Origin of the sequence: Pseudomonas sp. P1.8 (assembly GCF_001269805.1) — a bacterium.
Lineage (GTDB): Bacteria > Pseudomonadota > Gammaproteobacteria > Pseudomonadales > Pseudomonadaceae > Aquipseudomonas.
Window position 1 is genome coordinate 338,704 of sequence record NZ_LHVM01000007.1, and the last position, 19,521, is coordinate 358,224.

Here is a 19,521-nt window from a genome sequence, read left to right on the forward strand (position 1 = left end):
TTGCCCGCGATGCTTTTGGTCGGACGCTAAAGCCCCGGTATTCGTGGCTTTCAGGGCTTTATAGGTTTTTTGCTCTAAAATGACTGCTTGCTATTCTTTGGTCACAATTGTGACTGTAGAGGCCGCTTTTGGCTCTAGGCGACCCTTGGCAAAGCTGCTACTCTCGGCGCGCTTTGTGACTTCTCGGCCTTCTGTCAGCCAGATTCACCAATGACCAAACACCAATAATAATCGCATCAAATGCGGTGCTGAATTCGCGTTGCTGAGGAGTGGGCTTCCATGAACGAAGACTTTTGGAAGGATAAGTACCCAGCTGGGGTTGCTGCCGACATCAATCCAGACGAGTACCCGAATATTCAGGCAGTGTTGAAGCAATCCTGCCAACGCTTCGCCAACAAACCGGCTTTCAGCAACCTGGGCAAGACAATCACCTACGGTGAGCTGTACGAACTATCCGGTGCCTTTGCCGCTTATCTGCAACAGCATACCGATTTGCAGCCGGGCGATCGAATCGCCGTGCAACTGCCCAATGTGTTGCAATATCCGGTTGCCGTCTTCGGTGCCATCCGCGCCGGCATGATCGTGGTCAATACCAACCCGCTGTATACCGCGCGGGAAATGGAACATCAGTTCAACGACTCTGGTGCCAAGGCCCTGGTCTGCCTGGCCAACATGGCGCACCTGGCCGAAATCGTCGTGCCGAAGACCGGTGTCAAACACGTCATCGTCACCGAAGTTGCCGACCTGCTGCCGCCACTCAAGCGCCTGCTGGTCAACAGCGTTATCAAATACGTTAAAAAGATGGTGCCGGCGTATCACTTGCCTAAGGCCGTCAAGTTCAACGACGTACTGAGCAAAGGCATGGGCCAGCCAGTGGCGGAAGCCAGCCCCGCCAGCAGTGATGTCGCGGTGCTGCAATACACCGGCGGTACGACCGGCGTGGCCAAGGGCGCAATGCTGACCCATCGCAACCTCGTCGCCAACATGTTGCAATGCAAGGCACTGATGGGCTCCAACCTCAATGAGGGTTGCGAGATCCTGATCACGCCGCTGCCGCTGTACCACATCTATGCATTTACCTTTCATTGCATGGCGATGATGCTGATCGGCAACCACAACATCCTGATCAGCAACCCGCGCGACCTGCCGGCGATGGTCAAGGAGCTGTCGAAGTGGAAGTTCAGCGGCTTCGTCGGACTGAACACCTTGTTCGTGGCCCTGTGCAACAACGAAGGTTTCCGCAAGCTGGATTTCTCGGCGCTGAAAGTCACGTTGTCGGGCGGTATGGCCTTGCAACTGGCTGCGGCCGAACGCTGGAAAGCGGTGACCGGCTGCGCCATCTGCGAAGGCTACGGCATGACCGAAACCAGCCCGGTGGCAACGGTCAACCCGATCCAGAACATCCAGATCGGCACCATCGGCATTCCGGTGCCGTCGACCCTGTGCAAAGTTATCGACGATTCCGGTGTTGAACAGCCAATGGGCGAGATCGGCGAACTGTGCGTGAAGGGCCCGCAAGTCATGAAAGGTTACTGGCAGCGCCAGGATGCCACCGACGAAATGCTCGACAGCGAAGGCTGGCTGAAAACCGGTGATATCGCGCTGATCCAGGCGGACGGTTACCTGCGCATTGTTGATCGCAAGAAAGACATGATCCTGGTCTCGGGCTTCAACGTGTACCCGAACGAGCTCGAAGACGTACTGGCCGTGTTGCCGGGCGTGCTGCAGTGCGCAGCCATTGGCGTGCCGGATGAAAAGTCGGGCGAGGCGATCAAGATTTTCATCGTTGCCAAGCCGGGTGTGACCCTGACCAAGGAACAGGTGATGGAGCACATGCGCGCCAATGTCACCGGCTACAAGGTCCCGCGCGCCGTGGAATTTCGCGATGCGTTGCCGACCACCAACGTCGGCAAGATCCTGCGTCGTGAATTGCGCGATGAAGAGCTGAAAAAGATCAACGCGAAGAAAACCACCGCGTAACCAAAAAAAGCCCCGCAGATGCGGGGCTTTTTTATGGGCTTTTGCAATTCAAAAGATCGCAGCCTGCGGCAGCTCCTACGGGTGTACGCCTCCCCTGTAGGAGCTGCCGCAGGCTGCGATCTTTTCGGTGTTATTGGCGAAACGGCGCGAAATTGACGTTAGTCCCTGTCGGCCGCATGTCCTGCAGGTACGAGTCCTTGTCCGCACTCAGTTCCAGGCTCAGGGCGGCCTTGCGCTTGCCTTCGTTACGTATCACCAGGCCTTCAAGCTTCTCACGCAGGAACACTGTCGGCACTTTCAGGTGCAGCAGTTCGTCGGTGTCCGGCGTGTGCATCAGCAGGTGAATCCACTCGTACTGACCAATGGCCAGGCGCGCTACCGGGATGTCGAACCACCAGATATTGCGGTTGCGGTTCAATTCGGTGAAGTGGCAGTTGTTGACGCCAAGCACAGCACCGCCAAGTTCCTGGTTTCTGCGGGCAATGGCCTGCTTTTTATCGAGTTTCATAACATTCCTACGGGATTGGATCTTCAGCGCCATGGCCTGAATGTGTTGCGCATTCTCGGGGGTTGCCGGGCAAACATAAAGCGCAACCTGCATCGAGCGATAAAATGACACTGTGAAAATAAATGAAACTCCGTGCAAACGCTCCCGGTCAACCTTGTGTAACCACTTTTCCATCCAGATGTTCACAGGAGAAATACCATGAGCAGTACAGGCGATAAAGTGAAAGGCATGGCCAACGAAGCCGCGGGCAACGTCAAGCAAGGTATTGGCAAGGCGACCGGTAACGACAAAATGCGCGCCGAAGGCGTGGTGCAGGAGAAGAAAGGCGAAGCCCAACAAGCCGTAGGCAAAGCCAAGGACGCGGTCAAGAAAGGTGTCGACGAAGCCTGATTCGGCTTCGACGACGGTTAGGAACGGCCATCCGCGGATGGCCGTTTTCGTGTCAGGCTGAACTTGATTGCGGAAATTGTTTCAAAGCCGCCAAGTGCGCTACTTTGATGCAACAAAAGGGCCCCTGAGTCGCCACGACTTGACCTCTGAATCTGTTTGCGGCGAATGGAGACGCTAATGATTTTCCCGGACATGAAAGGCATGCCCCTGCACCGTGTGATGGTGCGCACGGTCACCGAATTCGTCGACGACGAAATGTCGACCTATGCCTCGGCGCTCGCCTATCAAATGCTGTTTTCGCTGTTTCCGTTCATTTTGTTTCTGATTGCGTTGATCGGTTTCCTGCACCTGCCTGATTTTTTTTCGTGGCTGCGCCTGCAATCGGAACTTGTGCTGCCACCCCAGGCCCTCGAGCAGGTCAACCCGGTGATCGACCAGCTTCAGCAATCCAAGGGCGGTTTGCTGTCGGTAGGTATCGTAATCGCTCTGTATACCGCCTCGGCGGGTGTGCGATTGATGATGAGCGCAATGAATGCGGCCTACGACGTAGTGGAAGGTCGTCCGCTGTGGAAACGCTTTCCGTTGTCGATTATCTATACCGTCGGGATAGCCGGCATGCTGCTGATCGCTGCTGCACTGATGGTGCTCGGGCCGCAGGTGATGAGCTGGATCGCCTCGCAAGTCGGCCTCGAGTATTTCATCGTCACGCTCTGGACCATCGCTCGCTGGCCGGTGATCGTGATTCTGTTGATGGTCGCAGTGGCCTTGATCTACTACGTGATGCCCGACGTCAAACAGGAGTTTCGCTTCATCACGCCCGGCTCCGTGCTGGCAGTGGTGGTATGGATCATCGCCTCGTTGGGCTTTGGCTTCTACGTCAAGGAGTTCGCCAACTACAACGCCATGTATGGCAGTATCGGCGCGATCATCGTGCTGTTGCTGTACTTCTATATTTCCGCCGCCGTGTTGTTGCTCGGCGCGGAAATGAATGCGGTGATCGAGCACATGTCGCGAGAGGGCAAGGACCCTGGCGAAAAGGTTCCCGGCGAACACGGTCCGGGCCATGAGGAAAAACACCATGTGTCGGGGCTGGGCCGGGATCACTCGCTCAAGCCGACCACTGACGAAGCCCAATCATGATTCGTGACATTCTCAAAATGGGCGATGAGCGCCTGCTGCGCATTGCCCCGCCCGTACCCGCCGAAATGTTCGACAGCCCTGAGCTGTGGCAACTCATCGACGACATGTTCCAGACCATGGAAAGTGTTGGCGGTGTGGGCCTGGCTGCGCCGCAGATTGGTGTCGATCTGCAATTGGTGATCTTCGGATTCGAGCACAGCGAGCGTTATCCGGACGCCGAAGCCGTTCCGCAGACGATTCTGATCAACCCGTTGATCACGCCGCTCGACCCGACGCTTGAGGAAGGCTTTGAAGGTTGTTTGTCAGTGCCGGGACTGCGCGGTGCGGTGCAGCGTTACCAGCATGTTCGTTACGAAGGGGTCGATCCGAAGGGCGAAACCATCGTGCGCGTTGCTTCAGGGTTCCATGCGCGGGTGGTGCAGCATGAGTGCGATCATCTGATCGGGCGCCTGTACCCATCGCGTATTACCGACTTCAGCAAGTTCGGGTTTACCGAAGTAATGTTCCCGGATCTTGATCCCAGCGCGGACGACTGACCATCGGTACAAAACCCTGTGGGAGCCTGCTCGCGATGACGTCGTGTCAATCAACATCAATGAATCTGACATATGGCTATCGCGAGCAGGCTCGCTCCCACAATTGTTTACGGCGCCAGCCCCATCGCAATCATCGGCTTGCTGCGCGCATAGCGAGTCAAGCGTTCAACCATTGCATAAGGCATCTGCGGGTCGAACGTAAAACCGCGACGCTCATAAAACCCCCGCAAATCCGGATGACAGAACAACCATACCGGGTGTTCGCAATCCTTTACTGCGGCCTCGATCAACCCTGCCGCAATCCCTTGTTCGCGACAGCCCGGATCGACAAACAGTCCTGTCAGCCAGTGGCCGCCCGATACTGGACGCAAACACAGCGCGGCAACGATTTCATTGCGCCGGGCCACCCACAACTGAGCATCACGGACCGCTTTCATCGACGATTGGTGGGCGCGGTAAAACTTGTTCATCAACGGCCATAACGGCTCGTCGAGTTGACTGTATTGAGTGCTGGGCATGTCTTCGACTGTCGGCGTACAAAGCGGGCGATTATAAAAGAACACGCGAGCGGGGATAGGTGTATACCTGATCTCACATCCCAATGTGTGGAGTACGCATCATGTCCAAAGGTATGGATTCAAAGAAATCGGCGAAAAAGAAACCGGCGAAAACCGCCATTGAAAAACGCGCAGACAAGAAAGCCAAAAAAGTGGGCGTGTTCGGTCACTGATCCCGCGTTGAATGCTCGCTCCCATGCAATGTGGGGGCGATGCTCTTGCAGGTTTTTTTGCTGCAAACCTGCATAAAATCTCCCGGTCCGAATCCCTGATGCACCGTCCGTCGGCGTCACCCTCCTTTTTATCCAGAGCCTGCGGACGCTGAACCGATTTTGTCCTGGTGATGGCCAATTAGTGGCCTTGCAAGACGACTGCTGCTGGCTATGCTCACGCGTAACTAACGATATCGAACAAAGCGATGTTGGCAGTCAGAGTGCGCAAATCAAGGCACCTACACTTGACCAAAGGGAGCCGTCGATTAAATGGAGTTTGTTGATAAGTCTGTTAGGTCTGGCCCGAGTGAGGGCTATCAAGAGAAGGATGTTTTGATGAGAGTGCCGGTATAGGGACCCTCCGATTGATCATCATTTATCACCTGACAAATCCTTCTTATTGGAGGAACGCGTGTGCCTGTTCCGTGGAACGTAGTGGTGGATTTGAAAGAACTGCAGCTTTCATTAATCAAAAGAACGCGCCGAAGGTGATACGAACATGTTTAACCTACATCACAAGGCTGACCTGCTGGAAATCGAGCGATTCAGTTGTGCCCTGACCGAAGCCAATGGCAAGTTGGCGGCAATCAGTCGTTCGATGGCAATGATTGAGTTCACCCCGGATGGCTTCGTGATTGAGGCAAATGAGAACTTCTGTAGCGCCATGGGCTACAGCGCCGATGAAGTGCGTGGCAAGCATCACCGGGTTTTTTGTGAGGAACGGTATTACCGCAGCGACGCTTATACCAAATTGTGGCGTGACCTGAGCCGTGGCGAGCCGCTGAGCGGGACGTTTATGCGGCTGGACAAGGGTGGCAGCGAAATCTGGCTCGAAGCCAGTTACATGCCGGTTCCGGGCCCCGACCGCCAGGTCAGGAGCGTGATCAAAGTCGCGACCGACGTCACCGCCAGGGTCAACAAGGAACATGAAAACGCAAGCATGCTTGCAGCGATCGGACGTTCGATGGCGGTGATTGAGTTCACCCCCGAAGGCCGGGTGATCACCGCCAATGAGAACTTCCTGAAAACCATGCAGTACTCGCTAAACGAAGTGATAGGTCAACACCACAGCCTGTTTTGTCACCGTGCTGAAGCCGAGTCTCAGGCATACAGGAATTTCTGGGCTTCGCTCAATCGCGGGGAATTTCACTCCCATCGTTTCGAGCGCAAGAACAAGCAAGGTCAGACGGTATTTCTCGAAGCGTCCTACAATCCATTGTTCGACGCGAAGGGCCGGCTGTACAAAGTCGTCAAGTTTGCCAGCGACATCACCCAGCAGATGACGACCCTGCAAACTGCGGCCGAATCGGCCCACAGCACGTCTGTGCAAAACGACGTTTGTGCGCGCAAAGGGTCCGAAGTGGTGCAGCAAACGGTGCAGATCATCCAGGATATTTCCAAGGATTTGAACGAAGCGGCGGTGAGCATCGACGCCGTCAGCAAACAGTCCGACATCATTGGCACCATTGTGCAGACCATCCGCGGTATTGCCGACCAGACCAATTTGCTGGCACTTAACGCCGCCATCGAAGCGGCCCGTGCCGGGGAGCACGGACGAGGATTTGCGGTGGTGGCCGATGAAGTGCGCAGCCTCGCGGCGCGTACCAGCCAGGCGACACTGGAAATTGTCGAGGTGGTGCGCAAGAACCACGACCTGTCCCTGAGCGCGGTGTCGAGCATGCAATCGAGCCTGAGTCGAACCGGGCTTGGGGTGGAACTGGCGAACGAGGCGGGGGAGGTGATTCTGGAGATTCAGCAGGGCTCCCGGCATGTGGTGGATGCGATCAGCCAGTTCAACTCGACGTTGCAGCTGAACTAGTCGCAACGCTGAACCTGTGGCGAGGGAGCTTGCTCCCGTTGAACTGCGCAGCAGTTCCTTTTTTGGGGCCGCTTCGCTGCCCAGCGGGAGCAAGCTCCCTCGCCACAGGGGTTTCGTTTCCGTTCACGGCAAGCCGTTGCAGCCGTATTTGAGAAAGCCGGGGCGTTGTGCCAGGCGCTGGAAATACTCATCGACTGCCGGATAATCAGGCCGATCAATCGGTGTCATCAGCCAGCGATTGACCGACAAACCGATGACAATATCTGCCAGGGTGAAGCGTGGCCCGGCCACGTATGCCTTGGTGGTCGCGAGCTGGTGTTCGAGGATGCCCATCTTCTGATTCCAGCCGCGGGCGCTGACGTCGATACGGTGCGCATCCTGAAATTCCGGGTCTTTGCGCACCAACGCCATGAACGCGTAGCTCCAGGAGGAGTTGAGCTCGGTGGCTTGCCAGTCCATCCACTGTTCTACTCGGGCGCGTGCCGCTGGGTCGGTAGGCAGCAGGTCGGCGTGATGGTGTTTGGCGGTCAGGTAGCGGCAGATGGTGTTGGATTCCCACAACACCCCGGCGTCATCGACGATCACCGGTACCTGGGCGTTAGGGTTCAGCCGAAGAAACTCGGGACTGTGAGTGGACGCAAAGCCACTGCCCCAATCCTCGCGTTCGTAGGCAATACCCAGTTCCTCACAGGTCCACAGGACTTTGCGGACGTTGATGGACGAGGCTTTGCCGAGAATTCTCAGTGCATGTTCCATGGGTTACTCCATCGAAAATGACGTATATGCAGTGTAGGAGCTGCCGAAGGCTGCGATCTTTTGATCTGGATTTTTTCAACGCGGATCCGGAGATCGCAGCCTTCGGCAACGCTTACGCATGTCGAGGCGGAGAACTATGTGCTCTCGCGCACCTTCAATTCAAACCCCATGTCCTGCACCGGTTTGGCCACGGTGTTGCCGGCCATCAGCGTCAGCATCTGCTCCGCCGCACGACGGCCAATGGCTTCACGCGGGGTGTTGATGCTGCTCAGGCGCGGGACCATGTGTTCAGACATGGGCAAATCGTTGAAACCCAGAATCGCTACCTGCTCCGGGATCTTGATCCCGCAGCGCATGGCTTCTAGGAGGGCGCCCTGGGCCAGGTCGTCATTGCCGAAGAAAATGGCATCGACATCGGGGTGACTGGCCAGCAGTTGCAAGAACAGTTCGCCACCGAGGCCCACAGAGGAGGAACGCGGGGTGAGCACTTCCAGGTCTGGGTCATACAGGTCGGCCTTCTTCAGCGCCTTGCGGAAACCTTCGCCGCGCAACAAAGTGCGCTGATCCAGTTGCGCACCGATGTAAGCCAGACGTTTGCGCCCACGGGACAGCAAATGTTCGGCCGCCGTTTCCCCGGCTGCCAGTTGCGAGAAGCCGACGCAATTGAGCCCGGCTGCGCTGTCCAGCTCCATCATGTACACACACGGAATATTGCTGGCTTCGATCATCCGTCGCGAACTTTCGGTGCGGTCGAAACCTGTCAGCAACAGGCCGCGCGGTTGATAGGCCATGTAATTGCGCAGCAGGTTTTCTTCTTCGTCGCGTGAATAATGGAAGTTGCCGATCAGCACTTCGAAGCCCTTGGGGCGCAACACCTGATGAATGGCTTCCAGGGTGTCGATGAAGAGCAGGTTGGACAGCGATGGCACCAACACCACCACTGAGTGGCTCTGTGCCGAAGCCAGGGCGCGTGCTGCCGGGTTGACCACGTAGTTGAGTTCGAGCGCCGCTTTCTGGACTTTTTCCACCAGTTCGGTGGCCACCGTGCTGACCCCACGCAGGGCTCGAGAGGCGGTAATCGGGCTGACGCCGGCCAGTCGCGCTACTTCGTTCAGGGTAGGGCGGCCAGTGGTGCGGGTATTTTTGTCGTTTTTAGTTGGGTTCATCGACGGCTTGCCAAACAAAATTCAAGGCACTAAGGTAGCGCTGTCTCGATGCAGCTGCAAATGCGTGAGCGAGGGTTCGCCTGATCCTCGCTTTTTGGCGTTGGGACTTAACCTGCTGCAACCCACAAAATGACAAGAAAGGCGTCGGCAACTTCTGCTTTTGGTCTAGTGTCATAACTGGCAAAGGTAGCGCTGTCTGCGCGCTGAGGTGTTACATGAATCATCCCATCACCGCCCTGGTCATCATGGGCGTTGCCGGTTGCGGCAAGACGTGCGTCAGCGAGGCCTTGTGCCATTTGAGCGGCGCCACGGCCATTGAAGGCGACTCTTTTCACCCTGCCGCCAATATCGAAAAGATGAGCGCGGGTATCCCCTTGAACGATGAAGACCGTGCCGGCTGGCTCGACAGTCTGTGCGATGAATTGCGCCGCATCGATGCCAGGGGCGAACGCCCGGTGCTGACCTGCTCGGCCCTCAAACAGATTTACCGCGAACGTCTGCGCAGTGCCTTGCCGGGCCTGGGTTTCGTGTTTCTTGAGTTGACCCCTGAAGTCGCTGCCGACCGCGTATCCCACCGGCCAGGGCATTTCATGCCGTCGACCCTGATCGACAGCCAGTTCGCCACCCTCGAATCACCCGTTGGCGAGCCGTTGACCCTGGCACTGGATGCCTCGACCAACAGTGTCGAGCAACTGGCTGCGAAGGCTCATGTCTGGTGGCAGGCCAACGGCCTGAAACAGGCGGTATGACTGTGTCGGCAAAGACAGCGCTGTCCTCGCGACTTCTGATTAACCCGCTTTAATAACAACAACAACCAGGAGACACCCCCCAATGTTTGGCATGTCCCACGAGACGTTCCTGCTGCTCGATGCAGTGGTTACGGTGATCGGGCTTATCGTTCTGATCACCAAGTTCAAGTTGCACCCATTCCTCGCACTGATCATCGCCGCAGCCTTCCTCGGGCTGACGTCCGGCATGCCGATCGGCACCATCATCAAGGCGTTCCAGGACGGCTTTGGGGGCGTGCTTGGTTTTGTCGGCATCATCCTGGCGCTGGGCACGATGCTCGGCAAAATGATGGCCGAATCAGGGGGGGCCGATCAGATTGCGCAGACGTTGATCCGCGCCTTCGGCAAGGACAAGGTGCAGTGGGCGATGATGTTCGCCGCGTTTCTGGTCGGTATCCCGCTGTTCTTCGAAATCGGCTTCGTATTGCTGATTCCGTTGGTGTTCATCGTGGCCCGCCGCACCGGTGTGTCGATCATCAAGATCGGTATCCCGCTGCTGGCCGGTCTGTCCGCGGTTCATGGCCTGGTGCCACCGCACCCGGGCCCGTTGCTGGCCATCGGCGTGTTCGGTGCCGATATCGGCAAGACCATTCTGTACGGCCTGATCGTAGCGCTGCCAACCGCCATCATCGCTGGCCCGATCTTCGGTACGTTCATTGCCAAGCATATTCCGGGGCATCCGAACCAGGAGCTGGTGGATCAACTGGCGCGCGAAACCGATTCGGCTGAACTGCCAAGCTTCGGCATCACGCTGGTGACCGTGCTGCTGCCAGTGTTCTTGATGCTACTCAAGACCTTTGCCGACGTGGTGCTGCCCGATGGCAACATCTTCCGCGCCTTCATGGACCTGATCGGTCACCCGATTTCGGCATTGCTGCTGGCATTGCTGCTGTCGTTGTATACCTTCGGCTACAAGCAGGGCATCGGTTCCAGCCAAATGATGAAATGGCTGGATGCGAGCCTCGCGCCGACCGCCGCGATCATCCTGATCATCGGTGCCGGTGGTGGCTTCAAGCAGATGCTGGTGACCAGTGGTGTGGGCGACGTGATCGGCCACATGGCGGTGAATGCACAGATCTCGCCGATCCTGCTGGCTTGGCTGGTGGCAGCGGTAATCCGTATCGCCACAGGTTCCGCAACCGTTGCGACCATTACCGGCGCGGGCATCGTGGTGCCGGTGGTGGGGATGATCCCGGGTGTGAACCGTGAGCTGCTGGTGCTCGCCACCGGTGCCGGTTCCCTGATCCTGTCTCACGTCAACGACGCCGGTTTCTGGCTGGTCAAGCAGTACTTCAACATGACCGTGGCCGAAACCTTCAAGACCTGGACCGCGATGGAAACCATTCTGTCGGTGGTGGCCCTGGGCTTTATCCTGTTGTTGTCGCTGTTCGTTTAAGCGATTCGACAGACACAAAAAAACCGCATCGCTGCGGTTTTTTTGTGGGTGATGCAAACCTATGTAGGAGCCGGCTTGCTGGCGATGCAGGCGACACGGTGTAACGTCTGACCGAGTCGATGCGATCGCCAGCAAGCCGGCTCCTACAGGTTCGGTCAGGCGTTGGATTTGGTGACGAGCCCATCCGCCCGGAACATCCCGCGAATCCCGCGTACGGCCTGGCGAATCCGGTCCTGGTTTTCGATCAGGGCAAAACGCACGTGATCATCGCCGTACTCGCCAAATCCAACACCCGGCGAGACGCAAACCTTGGCCTCGGCCAGCAGTTTCTTGGCGAACTCCAGCGAACCCAGGTGCGCGTAAGCCTCAGGGATCTTCGCCCAGACATACATCGAAGCCTTCGGATTCTCGACCATCCAGCCCAGTTCATGCAGTCCTTTGACCAGCACGTTACGGCGTTGGCGATACTGCTCGGCGATGTCGCGCACGCATTGCTGATCGCCTTCCAGTGCAGCAATTGCGGCCACTTGCAGCGGGGTGAAGGTGCCGTAGTCGTGATAGCTCTTGATCCGCGCCAGGGCGTTGACCAGTTCCGGGTTGCCGACCATGAAGCCGATGCGCCAGCCAGCCATGTTGTAGCTCTTGGACAGGGTGAAAAACTCCACCGCAATGTCCTTGGCGCCTGGCACCTGCATGATCGACGGGGCTTTCCAGCCGTCATAGACGATGTCGGCGTAGGCCAGGTCGTGCACCACCAGCACGTCGTATTGTTTGGCGAGGGCGATCACCCGCTCGAAGAAGTCCAGCTCCACGCACTGTGCGGTGGGGTTGGACGGGAAGCCGAGGATCATCATCTTCGGTTTCGGGATCGAGCCGCGAATGGCCCGTTCCAGCTCCGCGAAGAAATCCACGCCCGGTACCAGTGGCACGGACCGCACCTGGGCGCCGGCAATCACGGCACCGTAGATGTGAATCGGGTAGCTCGGATTCGGCACCAGTACCGTGTCGCCCTGGTCGAGGGTGGCCAGCATCAAATGCGCCAGGCCTTCCTTGGAGCCGATGGTGACAATGGCTTCGCTTTCCGGGTCGATGTCGACCTCGTAGCGCTCCTTGTACCAGTTGGAAATCGCCCGGCGCAGACGCGGAATCCCCTTGGACGTGGAGTAACCGTGGGTGTCTTCACGCTGGGCGACCTGCACAAGTTTTTCGACGATGTGCGGCGGCGTGGCGCCGTCGGGGTTGCCCATGCTCAAGTCGATGATGTCTTCGCCACGACGACGGGCGGCCATCTTCAGCTCGGCAGTGATGTTGAAAACGTAAGGGGGGAGTCGATCTATGCGCGCAAAGCGGCGCGGCGAACCTTGTTCGGCCATTGTTGCCTCGGATAACGTAAGCGCCCGGAACCGTCCGAGCGACGCAGGTCACTGCGGTGACCTGTGGCGGAATGTACGGTCAGCTGTGGCAGACTGTCCAGCCTCAAAGTAAACAAATTTGTCCGAAGGATAGGGTTCGATGGAATTTACCAGTGGCTTCTTGTTGAGCCTGTCGCTGTGCCTGGACATCGGCGTGGCCAACATCGCGATGATCACGCTGGCCATGCAGCGCGGCTATTTCCAAGGCTTTGCGCTGGGGTTGGGGACTTGCGTGGGTGACCTGATCTACGCCGTGCTGGCGCTGGCCGGCATGACGGTGTTGCTACAGTACGAAACCGTGCGTTGGGTGCTGTGGATTGGCGGTTCGGCGCTGCTGGTCTACTTCGCGGCGAAAATGATCTATTCGGCGATCCACCATGAAGCGCTGTTGGCCGAAACGGCAGAAGTCGGGAACAACTCCCACCGCAAGGAGTTCTTTCGCGGGATTTTTCTCGCCATGTCGTCGCCCAGTGCCATTCTTTGGTTCGCCGCGGTGGGTGGCACACTGATTGCCCGTTCCGGTGGCGGTGGCCCACTCAGTTCAGCACTGTTTCTCGGCGGCTTTCTCTGCGCCGGACTGCTCTGGTCGGCCGGCCTGTGCTTCGCCGCGAGCCATGGCGGCAAGTTGCTCGGCGACAAATTGCTGCGCTATTCCTACATGGCATCGGCAGCGATCTTCTGCTATTTCGCGGTCTACGTGATCCTGTCGGGGTACAACGAGTTTGTCGGCTCTGGCGCCGCCGAGCAGTTGCACGCCCTATAAGTGGGCGAATCGGGTTTGGCTTCTATACTCCCAGCCGAACCCATTTTTAAGCTCCAGGAGACGAGCCATGGATGAGCAAACACGCGTTGAGGTGACGCAGCCGCGCTTCGAGCACGGACACTTTCTGCTGATCGCCGGGCTTGGCGGGAATTTTACCCAGCAAACCGTCAAGGGCATCCCCGAACTCTGGGAAAAGTTCATTCCTCATCTAGGGAAGATTCCGGGTCAAAAAGGCGAAGTGACCTACGGCGTCTGCTGCAACTTCGACGGCAAGGGCGGCTTCGATTACATCGCCGGGGTGGAGATCAGCAGGCTCGACGATTTGCCGGAGACATACCGCTGGGTAGAGGTTCAGCCCCAGCAATACGTGGTGTTCGAACACAAAGGGCCGTTGGAATCCTTGCCGCAAACCTTCCAATACATCCATGGCACATGGCTGCCACAGTCCGGACGCGAACTGCTCAATGCCCCGGAGTTCGAGCGCTACAGCGAAGATTTCAACCCCAGGCTCAATACCGGCAAGCTGGAACTCTGGTTGCCGCTCAAGGCCTGACGCCGACATCGAGAGACGGATCGCTTGATTCGTTTCTCGATGTCGCACGGCGGCTGATTTATGATTGCGGGCTTTCCCACGCTGATCCCGAGTTGCCATGAACGCCGTCATCCGTCACGTCACGCCTGCCGATCTGGACCGCTGCTACGCCATCGAAACCGTTGCCTACGAAGGCGACGAAGCCGCTACCCGGGAGAAAATCTCCACCCGCATCGCCACCTGGCCCGAAGGGTTTATCGTGGCGGAAGTGGACGGCGTTGTCGCCGGATTCATCAATTCCGGTGCGGCGTTCCAGGTGGAAATGTCGGACGAGGCGTTCAAGGAACTGATCGGCCACGACCCGGCCGGGCCGCACGTGGTGATCATGTCGGTGGTGGTGCACCCGGATTATCAAGGGCAGGGCCTGGCCAAGCGCCTGATGGGCGAGTTCATCGAGCGTATGCGTGCGATGGGCAAGGTCTCCATCAACCTGATGTGCAAGGAACGGCATATTCCGTTGTATGCCGGTTTTGGCTTTGCCTACATCAAACCCTCGGCGTCCGACCATGGCGGCATGGCGTGGCATGAGATGGTTTTGACGCTTTAATCTCTGTAGGAGCTGCCGAAGGCTGCGATCTTTTGACGTTGGCCTTCAAAAAAAAGATCGAAAGATCGCAGCCTGCGGCAACTCCTACCAAGGTTCATCGACGCGCAGTTAAAACACCAACCCCATCCGCCGCTCATAACCGATCCGCCCCTTGTACGCCTCGCCGCTGTCGACAAAGCCAAACCTGGCGTACAGGGCGATGGCGGCTTCGTTGTCGGCGTCCACCGACAACTCCAGCCCCTTGATTTCCGGCCAGGCCAGGCGCGCAACTTCGGGAAGCGCTTGCAGGCAGGCCTTGCCGTAGCCTTTGCCCTGAGCGCGTTGATCGACTTGCAGCGCATGCAGGGTCGCGCTGTGTTCATCGGCCCAGCCCGGCAGCACTGGCGGGCGCTTGAGCAGCAGGAACGCCACGGGAATGTCCTCGGCCAGCAAGGCAAAGCCCTTGACCCCGGGGCCGGGTTTGGACAACAACGTGTGCAAGGCACCGTGGATGTCACCCGAGAATTTGATCTGTTGCGAATGCACTTCAATAGCCTCGACCTGTTGGCGCTGCAGCGCGTTCAGGCTTTCATAAGGCACGAGTCGGGCTGTCACTGGAGTGTCCTTTTCCAACGCAAATGAGCCTCGGATTCTAGCGAGTTTGGCTTTATGGTTTATTTTTATTTCGTCTGTCGATTTGCCGGATCGCCGGACGACTAAGGGTGTCTTCCTGATAAAAACCACGGAGAACCACCATGAGCGCACACACTCAGATCCAGAACCTGATCGACAGCTACCGCCAGGCCGTCATGGCCAAGGATGTGGACAGGGTCATGGCACTGTACGCCGATGACATCGTTTCGTTCGACGCGGTCAAGGCCCTGCAATTCAAGGGCAAGGAGGCCTATCGAGCGCATTGGCAGGAGTGTATGGAGATGTGTCCGGGTCCGCATCTCTTCGAGTTTCACGAGGTCAGCATCGAAACCTCGGAAACTCTCGCTTTCGCCCACTGGCTGGCGCATTGCGGCGGCACCAACGACAAGGGCGAAACCCAGGCATGCTGGATGCGCGTGTCTGCATGCTATCGGCAGGACGGCGGGTTGTGGCAGATCGTCCATGAGCACTGGTCTTCGCCGTTTGATATGCAGACTGGCGCGCCGCTGTTCGATCTGAAGCCCTGATCATCGGAAAAACAGGTCAAAGCCCCCGGCTGCCGCCATAGTTGATCGGTTCCTCAAGGAGAGCGTGATGAAGTATTTATGCCTGGTCTACAGCGATGAGCAACTGCTGCATTCGCTGCCGGAGAGCCCGCATGATTCTGAATGCATGGCCTATGCCGAGTCGATCCAGGGCAGCGGCCGGATGGTCGCCGCCGAGGCGCTGGAGTCGGTACAGACCGCCACCACGGTGCGTATGCGCAACGGCAAGATGTCGATCACCGATGGCCCGTTCGCAGAAACCAAAGAGCAGTTGGCCGGCTTCTACCTGATCGATGCCAAAGACCTCAACGAAGCCATCCAGGTCGCCGCAAACATACCGGCGGCTCGGGTCGGCAGCGTCGAAGTGCGGCCCGTTCGGCAGTTGAATCCCTAAGATGCCAGGGTTACCGGTGCAGGCGCAGGTCGAGCGGGTTTATCGCCAGGAGTCGCGGCGCATTCTGGCGACGCTGATTCGCTTGCTTGGCGATTTCGACCTCGCTGAGGAGGCCTTGCATGAAGCGTTTTTCATCGCGGTCCAGCGCTGGCAGCGTGATGGTGTGCCGGAAAATCCTCGCGCCTGGCTGGTCTCCACCGGGCGCTTCAAGGCCATTGATGCCTTGCGTCGAAGCGCAAGGTTTGCGGCATCTCGGCCGCTGCTGGTGGCGCAACTGGAAGCGCTGGAGCAGGCCGACTGGAGTGGAGAAGATGTGGAAGACGACCGCCTGCGTTTGATCTTCACCTGCTGTCACCCGGCCCTCGCATCGGATGCGCAGGTGTCGCTGACGCTGCGGGAAGTTTGTGACCTGACCACTGAAGAAATCGCCCGCGCGTTCCTTTCGGCACCGGCCACCATTGCCCAGCGCATCGTGCGCGCCAAGGCGAAGATCCGCGACGCGAAAATCCCTTATCAGGTGCCCAGTCTTGCCGAACTGCCCGAGCGCCTCGACAGCGTGTTGCGGGTGATTTACCTGGTGTTCAACGAGGGGTATTCGGCGTCTGTCGGCGAGTCGCTGATTCGTGAAGATTTGACTCGGGAAGCCATTCGTCTTGGGCGATTGTTAATGGAGTTGTTGCCAGACCCCGAAGTGATGGGGCTGTTGGCGCTGATGCTGTTGCACGAGTCGCGGCGGCCAGCCAGAACCTGCGCCAGCGGCGAGTTGATCGTGCTGGACGAGCAGGACCGTGCGTTATGGGACGCCGACCTGATTGCCGAGGGCTGTGCCTTGATTGAACGGGCGCTGACCCTTGGGCGTTTTGGGCCCTATTGCCTGCAAGCGGCGATTGCGGCAGTACATGCCGAAGCGTCGACGGCGGAGCAAACCGACTGGCCGCAGATCGTCGGTCTGTATGACGTGCTGCTGCGAGCGGTGCCATCGCCGGTCGTCGAGTTGAACCGGGCTGCGGCATTGGCGCGACGCGATGGGCCGTTGGCGGGGCTGACGCTGGTCGAGCGAATTCTTTCGCGGGGAGATTTACAGGATTACCACTTGGCGCATTCGGCGCGGGCGGAGTTTTGCCGGCAACTGGGTCGGTTCGACGAGGCACGGGCGGCGTGGGAACGGGCGCTGGAATTGACTCAGCAGGCGCCCGAGAGGCGATTTATCGAAGGGCGGCTCAAGACACTGGAGTGACGTCGCTCAAGCCGCCTCATCGGGTTAGAGGCTGAACCCACCGTAGCTAGCCGATGTTGATGATGCGCGGCGGATTGGCGGCTCTTGGTAGATACCGCTTGAACCTCACGGAGCAAGCGTTGTTCGAGGCCGCCTTCGCCGGCAAGCCGGCTCCTACAGGAAATCATGCCTCGCACGCTCTTCGTAGGAGCTGGCTTGCCAGCGATGGTCGTTAACGATTGCGCGGATCGGTTGGATCAACGCGACGTTATGGGGTCCTTCGCCGGCAAGCCGGCTCCTGAACAGGCCATCCGCTTATTGCGGGCGCACGCGCAGAGTCAGGCCCTTGAGGAAGTTGCGCAGCAACTGGTCGCCGCACGGACGATAGTTGGTGTGGCCGAACTTGCGGAACAGCGCGCTCAGTTCTGGCTTGGACACCGGGAATTCGGCTGCCTTGAGGATCGCGTGCATGTCGTCTTCTTTCAGTTCGAAAGCGACGCGCAGCTTCTTCAGGATGATGTTGTTGGTCACCGGCACTTCGATCGGCTGCGGCGGACGGCTTTCGTCCTTGCCACGCTTGAAGATCACCAGACCGTCGAGGAAATGCGCCATGACTTCATCCGGGCAGCGGACAAAGCCTTCCTCGTCTTCCTCTTTCTTGTCGAGGTAGGTCAAAAGGTCCGGCAGGGTCACGTCCATGCCGCCGAGCTTGATGATCTCGATGACTTTCTTGTCGCTGATGTCGAGCATGTAGCGCACGCTGCGCAGTACGTCGTTATGAATCATGTGGGCAGTCCTGATATTCAGCTGTGGGCGTCGCGGCCAGGCGCGGCGCCGAAATGTGTGGCGGCAAAAGAAGCCTTAGAACTTCTCTTTGCCGGACAGGTAGCGCCATTGCCCTAGCGGCACTTTGCCGATGGACACGCCGCCGATGCGGATGCGGCGGATACCGATGACCTTCAGGCCGACAGCCTGGCAGAGCAGGGCGATGATGCCCGGCTGCGGGTTTTTCATGGCGAAGCGCAGACGGTTTTCGTTCTGCCAACTGGCCTTGACCGCCGGTAGCTCTTTGCCTTTGTAGGTCAGGCCGTGGTTCAAGCGATTGAGGCCGTGTGCCACCATCTCGCCTTCGACTTCGACGACGTACTCCTGCTCGATCTTGTTCGAGTCGGCGGTGAGTTTGCGCAGGATTTTCCAGTCCTGAGTGAACACCAGCAGACCGCTGGCATTGGCCTGCAGGTCGGTGCTGGCGGTCAAGCGCAGGAAGTGGCCCCGCAGCGGACGTTTGCCGTAGCGGTGCTCTTCGCTGAGGGTCTCGGCGCTGATGCTGGCCATGGCGGTATCTGCGTCCATGCCGGCAGGCACGTTGAGCAGCAGGGTCACCGGCTCGGGCGCGGTGGCCTTGGCTTCCGGGTCCAGTTCGACTTTCTGGTTGTCGACCTTGAACTGCGGCTCGTCGATGACTTCGCCGTCGACGGTGACCCAGCCGCCCTCAATGAACAGCTCAGCCTCCCGACGGGAGCAGCCGACGAGTTCGATGAGGCGTTTGGAGAGACGAATCGGGTCAGTCATGTCAGGGCCGTAACAAAAAGGGGGTGGGCATTGTACCTGCCTGGCGCCGGTTAATCCCGGCTCCATTTGCACCGTAGAGTTTTTTGTAGGGTGCGTGTCAGCCATTGCGCGTCAATAGTTGCGGCTGGCGCATGCGCATGTGCAACAACGGATACGGCTGCCCCATGCCATCGACTTCAGAGCGACCGATTACTTCAAACCCTAGCTTGAAATAAAAGCCCAGGGCTTGCGGGTTCTGCTCGTTGACGTCCAGTTGATCGGCGTTGAGGTTTTCCAGGGCATAACGCAGTAACCGTTTGCCAAGGCCCTGGCCGCGATACGTCGGCTCGATGAAAAGCATTTCGATCTTGCCCGCCGCGACTCCGGCAAACCCGGTGATGCGCTGGTCCGAATCCTTTGTGCAGATCAACATCACTGCATCCAGGTAGCGGGTCAGTACCAGGTTTTTCAGCAGGTTGATGTAGCTGTCCGGCAGAAAGTCATGGGTGGCACGCACGGACGCCTCCCAGACCCGGGTCAGTTCTTCGTAATCGCTTTGTTTCGGCGTGTGGATGACCGAATGCTGACGCATGCCTGTCTGCCCTATATGCGTGATTGAT

At 58.3% G+C, this 19,521-nt stretch carries 21 protein-coding genes and 2 pseudogenes; 14 read left to right on the plus strand and 9 right to left on the minus strand.

What is annotated here, in order from left to right:
* Window positions 1-279: 279 nt before the first annotated feature.
* The gene (gene fadD1 / locus AD668_RS05335) at window positions 280-1,980 is read left to right on the plus strand and encodes a long-chain-fatty-acid--CoA ligase FadD1 (RefSeq protein WP_053155434.1); all 1,701 of its coding nucleotides are present in this window, start codon (window positions 280-282) and stop codon (window positions 1,978-1,980) included.
* Between the two features lie 130 nt (window positions 1,981-2,110).
* On the opposite strand, the gene AD668_RS05340 is transcribed toward fadD1, so the two are convergent.
* Window positions 2,111-2,488, minus strand: a complete 378-nt coding sequence (locus AD668_RS05340; RefSeq protein ID WP_053155436.1) for a hypothetical protein — start codon at window positions 2,486-2,488, stop codon at window positions 2,111-2,113.
* 198 nt (window positions 2,489-2,686) lie between these two features.
* On the opposite strand from AD668_RS05340, the gene AD668_RS05345 reads away from it, so the two are divergent.
* The 3 genes from AD668_RS05345 (at window position 2,687) to def (ending at window position 4,554) form a co-directional block, all read left to right on the plus strand.
* The gene (locus AD668_RS05345) at window positions 2,687-2,878 is read left to right on the plus strand and encodes a CsbD family protein (protein WP_053155439.1); all 192 of its coding nucleotides are present in this window, start codon (window positions 2,687-2,689) and stop codon (window positions 2,876-2,878) included.
* Between the two features lie 177 nt (window positions 2,879-3,055).
* Complete coding sequence (locus tag AD668_RS05350; RefSeq protein ID WP_053155441.1) at window positions 3,056-4,018, plus strand: YihY/virulence factor BrkB family protein; 963 nt, start codon at window positions 3,056-3,058, stop codon at window positions 4,016-4,018.
* Window positions 4,015-4,554 (plus strand): peptide deformylase, encoded by a 540-nt coding sequence (gene def, locus AD668_RS05355; RefSeq protein ID WP_053155443.1) that lies wholly within the window; start codon window positions 4,015-4,017, stop codon window positions 4,552-4,554. The genes AD668_RS05350 and def overlap by 4 nt, the downstream gene beginning before the upstream one ends.
* Window positions 4,555-4,661: 107 nt before the next feature.
* Here the strand turns inward: def and AD668_RS05360 are convergent, their stop codons facing one another.
* Entirely contained in the window at window positions 4,662-5,072 is a 411-nt protein-coding gene (locus AD668_RS05360; protein WP_053155445.1) for a GNAT family N-acetyltransferase, read from the minus strand.
* Window positions 5,073-5,927: 855 nt separating this feature from the next.
* On the opposite strand from AD668_RS05360, the pseudogene AD668_RS30280 reads away from it, so the two are divergent.
* Both AD668_RS30280 and AD668_RS30285 read left to right on the plus strand, forming a co-directional pair.
* Window positions 5,928-6,596 (plus strand): annotated as a pseudogene (locus AD668_RS30280) (PAS domain-containing protein); the annotation flags it as partial.
* Window positions 6,597-6,725: 129 nt separating this feature from the next.
* A pseudogene (locus tag AD668_RS30285) lies at window positions 6,726-7,142 on the plus strand (methyl-accepting chemotaxis protein); the annotation flags it as partial.
* A 123-nt stretch (window positions 7,143-7,265) separates the two neighbouring features.
* On the opposite strand, the gene AD668_RS05370 reads toward AD668_RS30285, so the two are convergent.
* Complete coding sequence (locus tag AD668_RS05370; protein ID WP_053155449.1) at window positions 7,266-7,898, minus strand: glutathione S-transferase family protein; 633 nt, start codon at window positions 7,896-7,898, stop codon at window positions 7,266-7,268.
* Between the two features lie 134 nt (window positions 7,899-8,032).
* A complete protein-coding gene (locus AD668_RS05375) occupies window positions 8,033-9,064 on the minus strand; it encodes a LacI family DNA-binding transcriptional regulator (protein WP_053155451.1) in 1,032 nt (343 codons plus the stop codon).
* Window positions 9,065-9,279: 215 nt separating this feature from the next.
* On the opposite strand from AD668_RS05375, the gene AD668_RS05380 reads away from it, so the two are divergent.
* Together AD668_RS05380 and AD668_RS05385 are read left to right on the plus strand one after the other, a co-directional pair.
* Window positions 9,280-9,813, plus strand: coding sequence for a gluconokinase (locus AD668_RS05380; protein ID WP_053155454.1), 534 nt, complete (start codon window positions 9,280-9,282; stop codon window positions 9,811-9,813).
* 82 nt (window positions 9,814-9,895) lie between these two features.
* Window positions 9,896-11,248: a GntP family permease gene (locus AD668_RS05385; protein WP_053155456.1), complete on the plus strand. Its 1,353-nt coding sequence runs from the start codon at window positions 9,896-9,898 to the stop codon at window positions 11,246-11,248.
* Window positions 11,249-11,403: 155 nt separating this feature from the next.
* Here AD668_RS05385 and alaC read toward each other — a convergent pair whose 3' ends face one another.
* Window positions 11,404-12,621: an alanine transaminase gene (gene alaC, locus AD668_RS05390; RefSeq protein WP_053155458.1), complete on the minus strand. Its 1,218-nt coding sequence runs from the start codon at window positions 12,619-12,621 to the stop codon at window positions 11,404-11,406.
* A gap of 139 nt (window positions 12,622-12,760) precedes the next feature.
* On the opposite strand from alaC, the gene AD668_RS05395 reads away from it, so the two are divergent.
* The 3 genes from AD668_RS05395 (at window position 12,761) to AD668_RS05405 (ending at window position 14,562) form a co-directional block, all read left to right on the plus strand.
* Complete coding sequence (locus AD668_RS05395) at window positions 12,761-13,423, plus strand: LysE family translocator (protein ID WP_053155459.1); 663 nt, start codon at window positions 12,761-12,763, stop codon at window positions 13,421-13,423.
* Between the two features lie 67 nt (window positions 13,424-13,490).
* Complete coding sequence (locus tag AD668_RS05400) at window positions 13,491-13,976, plus strand: GyrI-like domain-containing protein (protein WP_053155461.1); 486 nt, start codon at window positions 13,491-13,493, stop codon at window positions 13,974-13,976.
* A 97-nt stretch (window positions 13,977-14,073) separates the two neighbouring features.
* Window positions 14,074-14,562, plus strand: coding sequence for a GNAT family N-acetyltransferase (locus AD668_RS05405; RefSeq protein WP_053155463.1), 489 nt, complete (start codon window positions 14,074-14,076; stop codon window positions 14,560-14,562).
* A gap of 108 nt (window positions 14,563-14,670) precedes the next feature.
* On the opposite strand, the gene AD668_RS05410 is transcribed toward AD668_RS05405, so the two are convergent.
* Complete coding sequence (locus AD668_RS05410; protein ID WP_053155465.1) at window positions 14,671-15,156, minus strand: N-acetyltransferase; 486 nt, start codon at window positions 15,154-15,156, stop codon at window positions 14,671-14,673.
* Window positions 15,157-15,296: 140 nt separating this feature from the next.
* Between AD668_RS05410 and AD668_RS05415 the strand changes: the two genes are divergently transcribed.
* The 3 genes from AD668_RS05415 (at window position 15,297) to AD668_RS05425 (ending at window position 17,371) form a co-directional block, all read left to right on the plus strand.
* Complete coding sequence (locus tag AD668_RS05415) at window positions 15,297-15,722, plus strand: nuclear transport factor 2 family protein (protein ID WP_053155467.1); 426 nt, start codon at window positions 15,297-15,299, stop codon at window positions 15,720-15,722.
* Between the two features lie 67 nt (window positions 15,723-15,789).
* Complete coding sequence (locus AD668_RS05420; RefSeq protein WP_053155469.1) at window positions 15,790-16,134, plus strand: YciI family protein; 345 nt, start codon at window positions 15,790-15,792, stop codon at window positions 16,132-16,134.
* A 1-nt stretch (window position 16,135) separates the two neighbouring features.
* A complete protein-coding gene (locus tag AD668_RS05425; protein WP_053155471.1) occupies window positions 16,136-17,371 on the plus strand; it encodes an RNA polymerase sigma factor in 1,236 nt (411 codons plus the stop codon).
* Window positions 17,372-17,665: 294 nt separating this feature from the next.
* Here the strand turns inward: AD668_RS05425 and AD668_RS05430 are convergent, their stop codons facing one another.
* From AD668_RS05430 to AD668_RS05440, 3 genes are all read right to left on the minus strand, one after another.
* Window positions 17,666-18,136, minus strand: a complete 471-nt coding sequence (locus AD668_RS05430) for a DUF1456 family protein (protein WP_046816549.1) — start codon at window positions 18,134-18,136, stop codon at window positions 17,666-17,668.
* Window positions 18,137-18,211: 75 nt separating this feature from the next.
* Window positions 18,212-18,922: an rRNA pseudouridine synthase gene (locus tag AD668_RS05435; RefSeq protein WP_053155473.1), complete on the minus strand. Its 711-nt coding sequence runs from the start codon at window positions 18,920-18,922 to the stop codon at window positions 18,212-18,214.
* A 97-nt stretch (window positions 18,923-19,019) separates the two neighbouring features.
* Window positions 19,020-19,493, minus strand: coding sequence for a GNAT family N-acetyltransferase (locus AD668_RS05440; RefSeq protein WP_053155475.1), 474 nt, complete (start codon window positions 19,491-19,493; stop codon window positions 19,020-19,022).
* Window positions 19,494-19,521 lie beyond the last annotated feature (28 nt).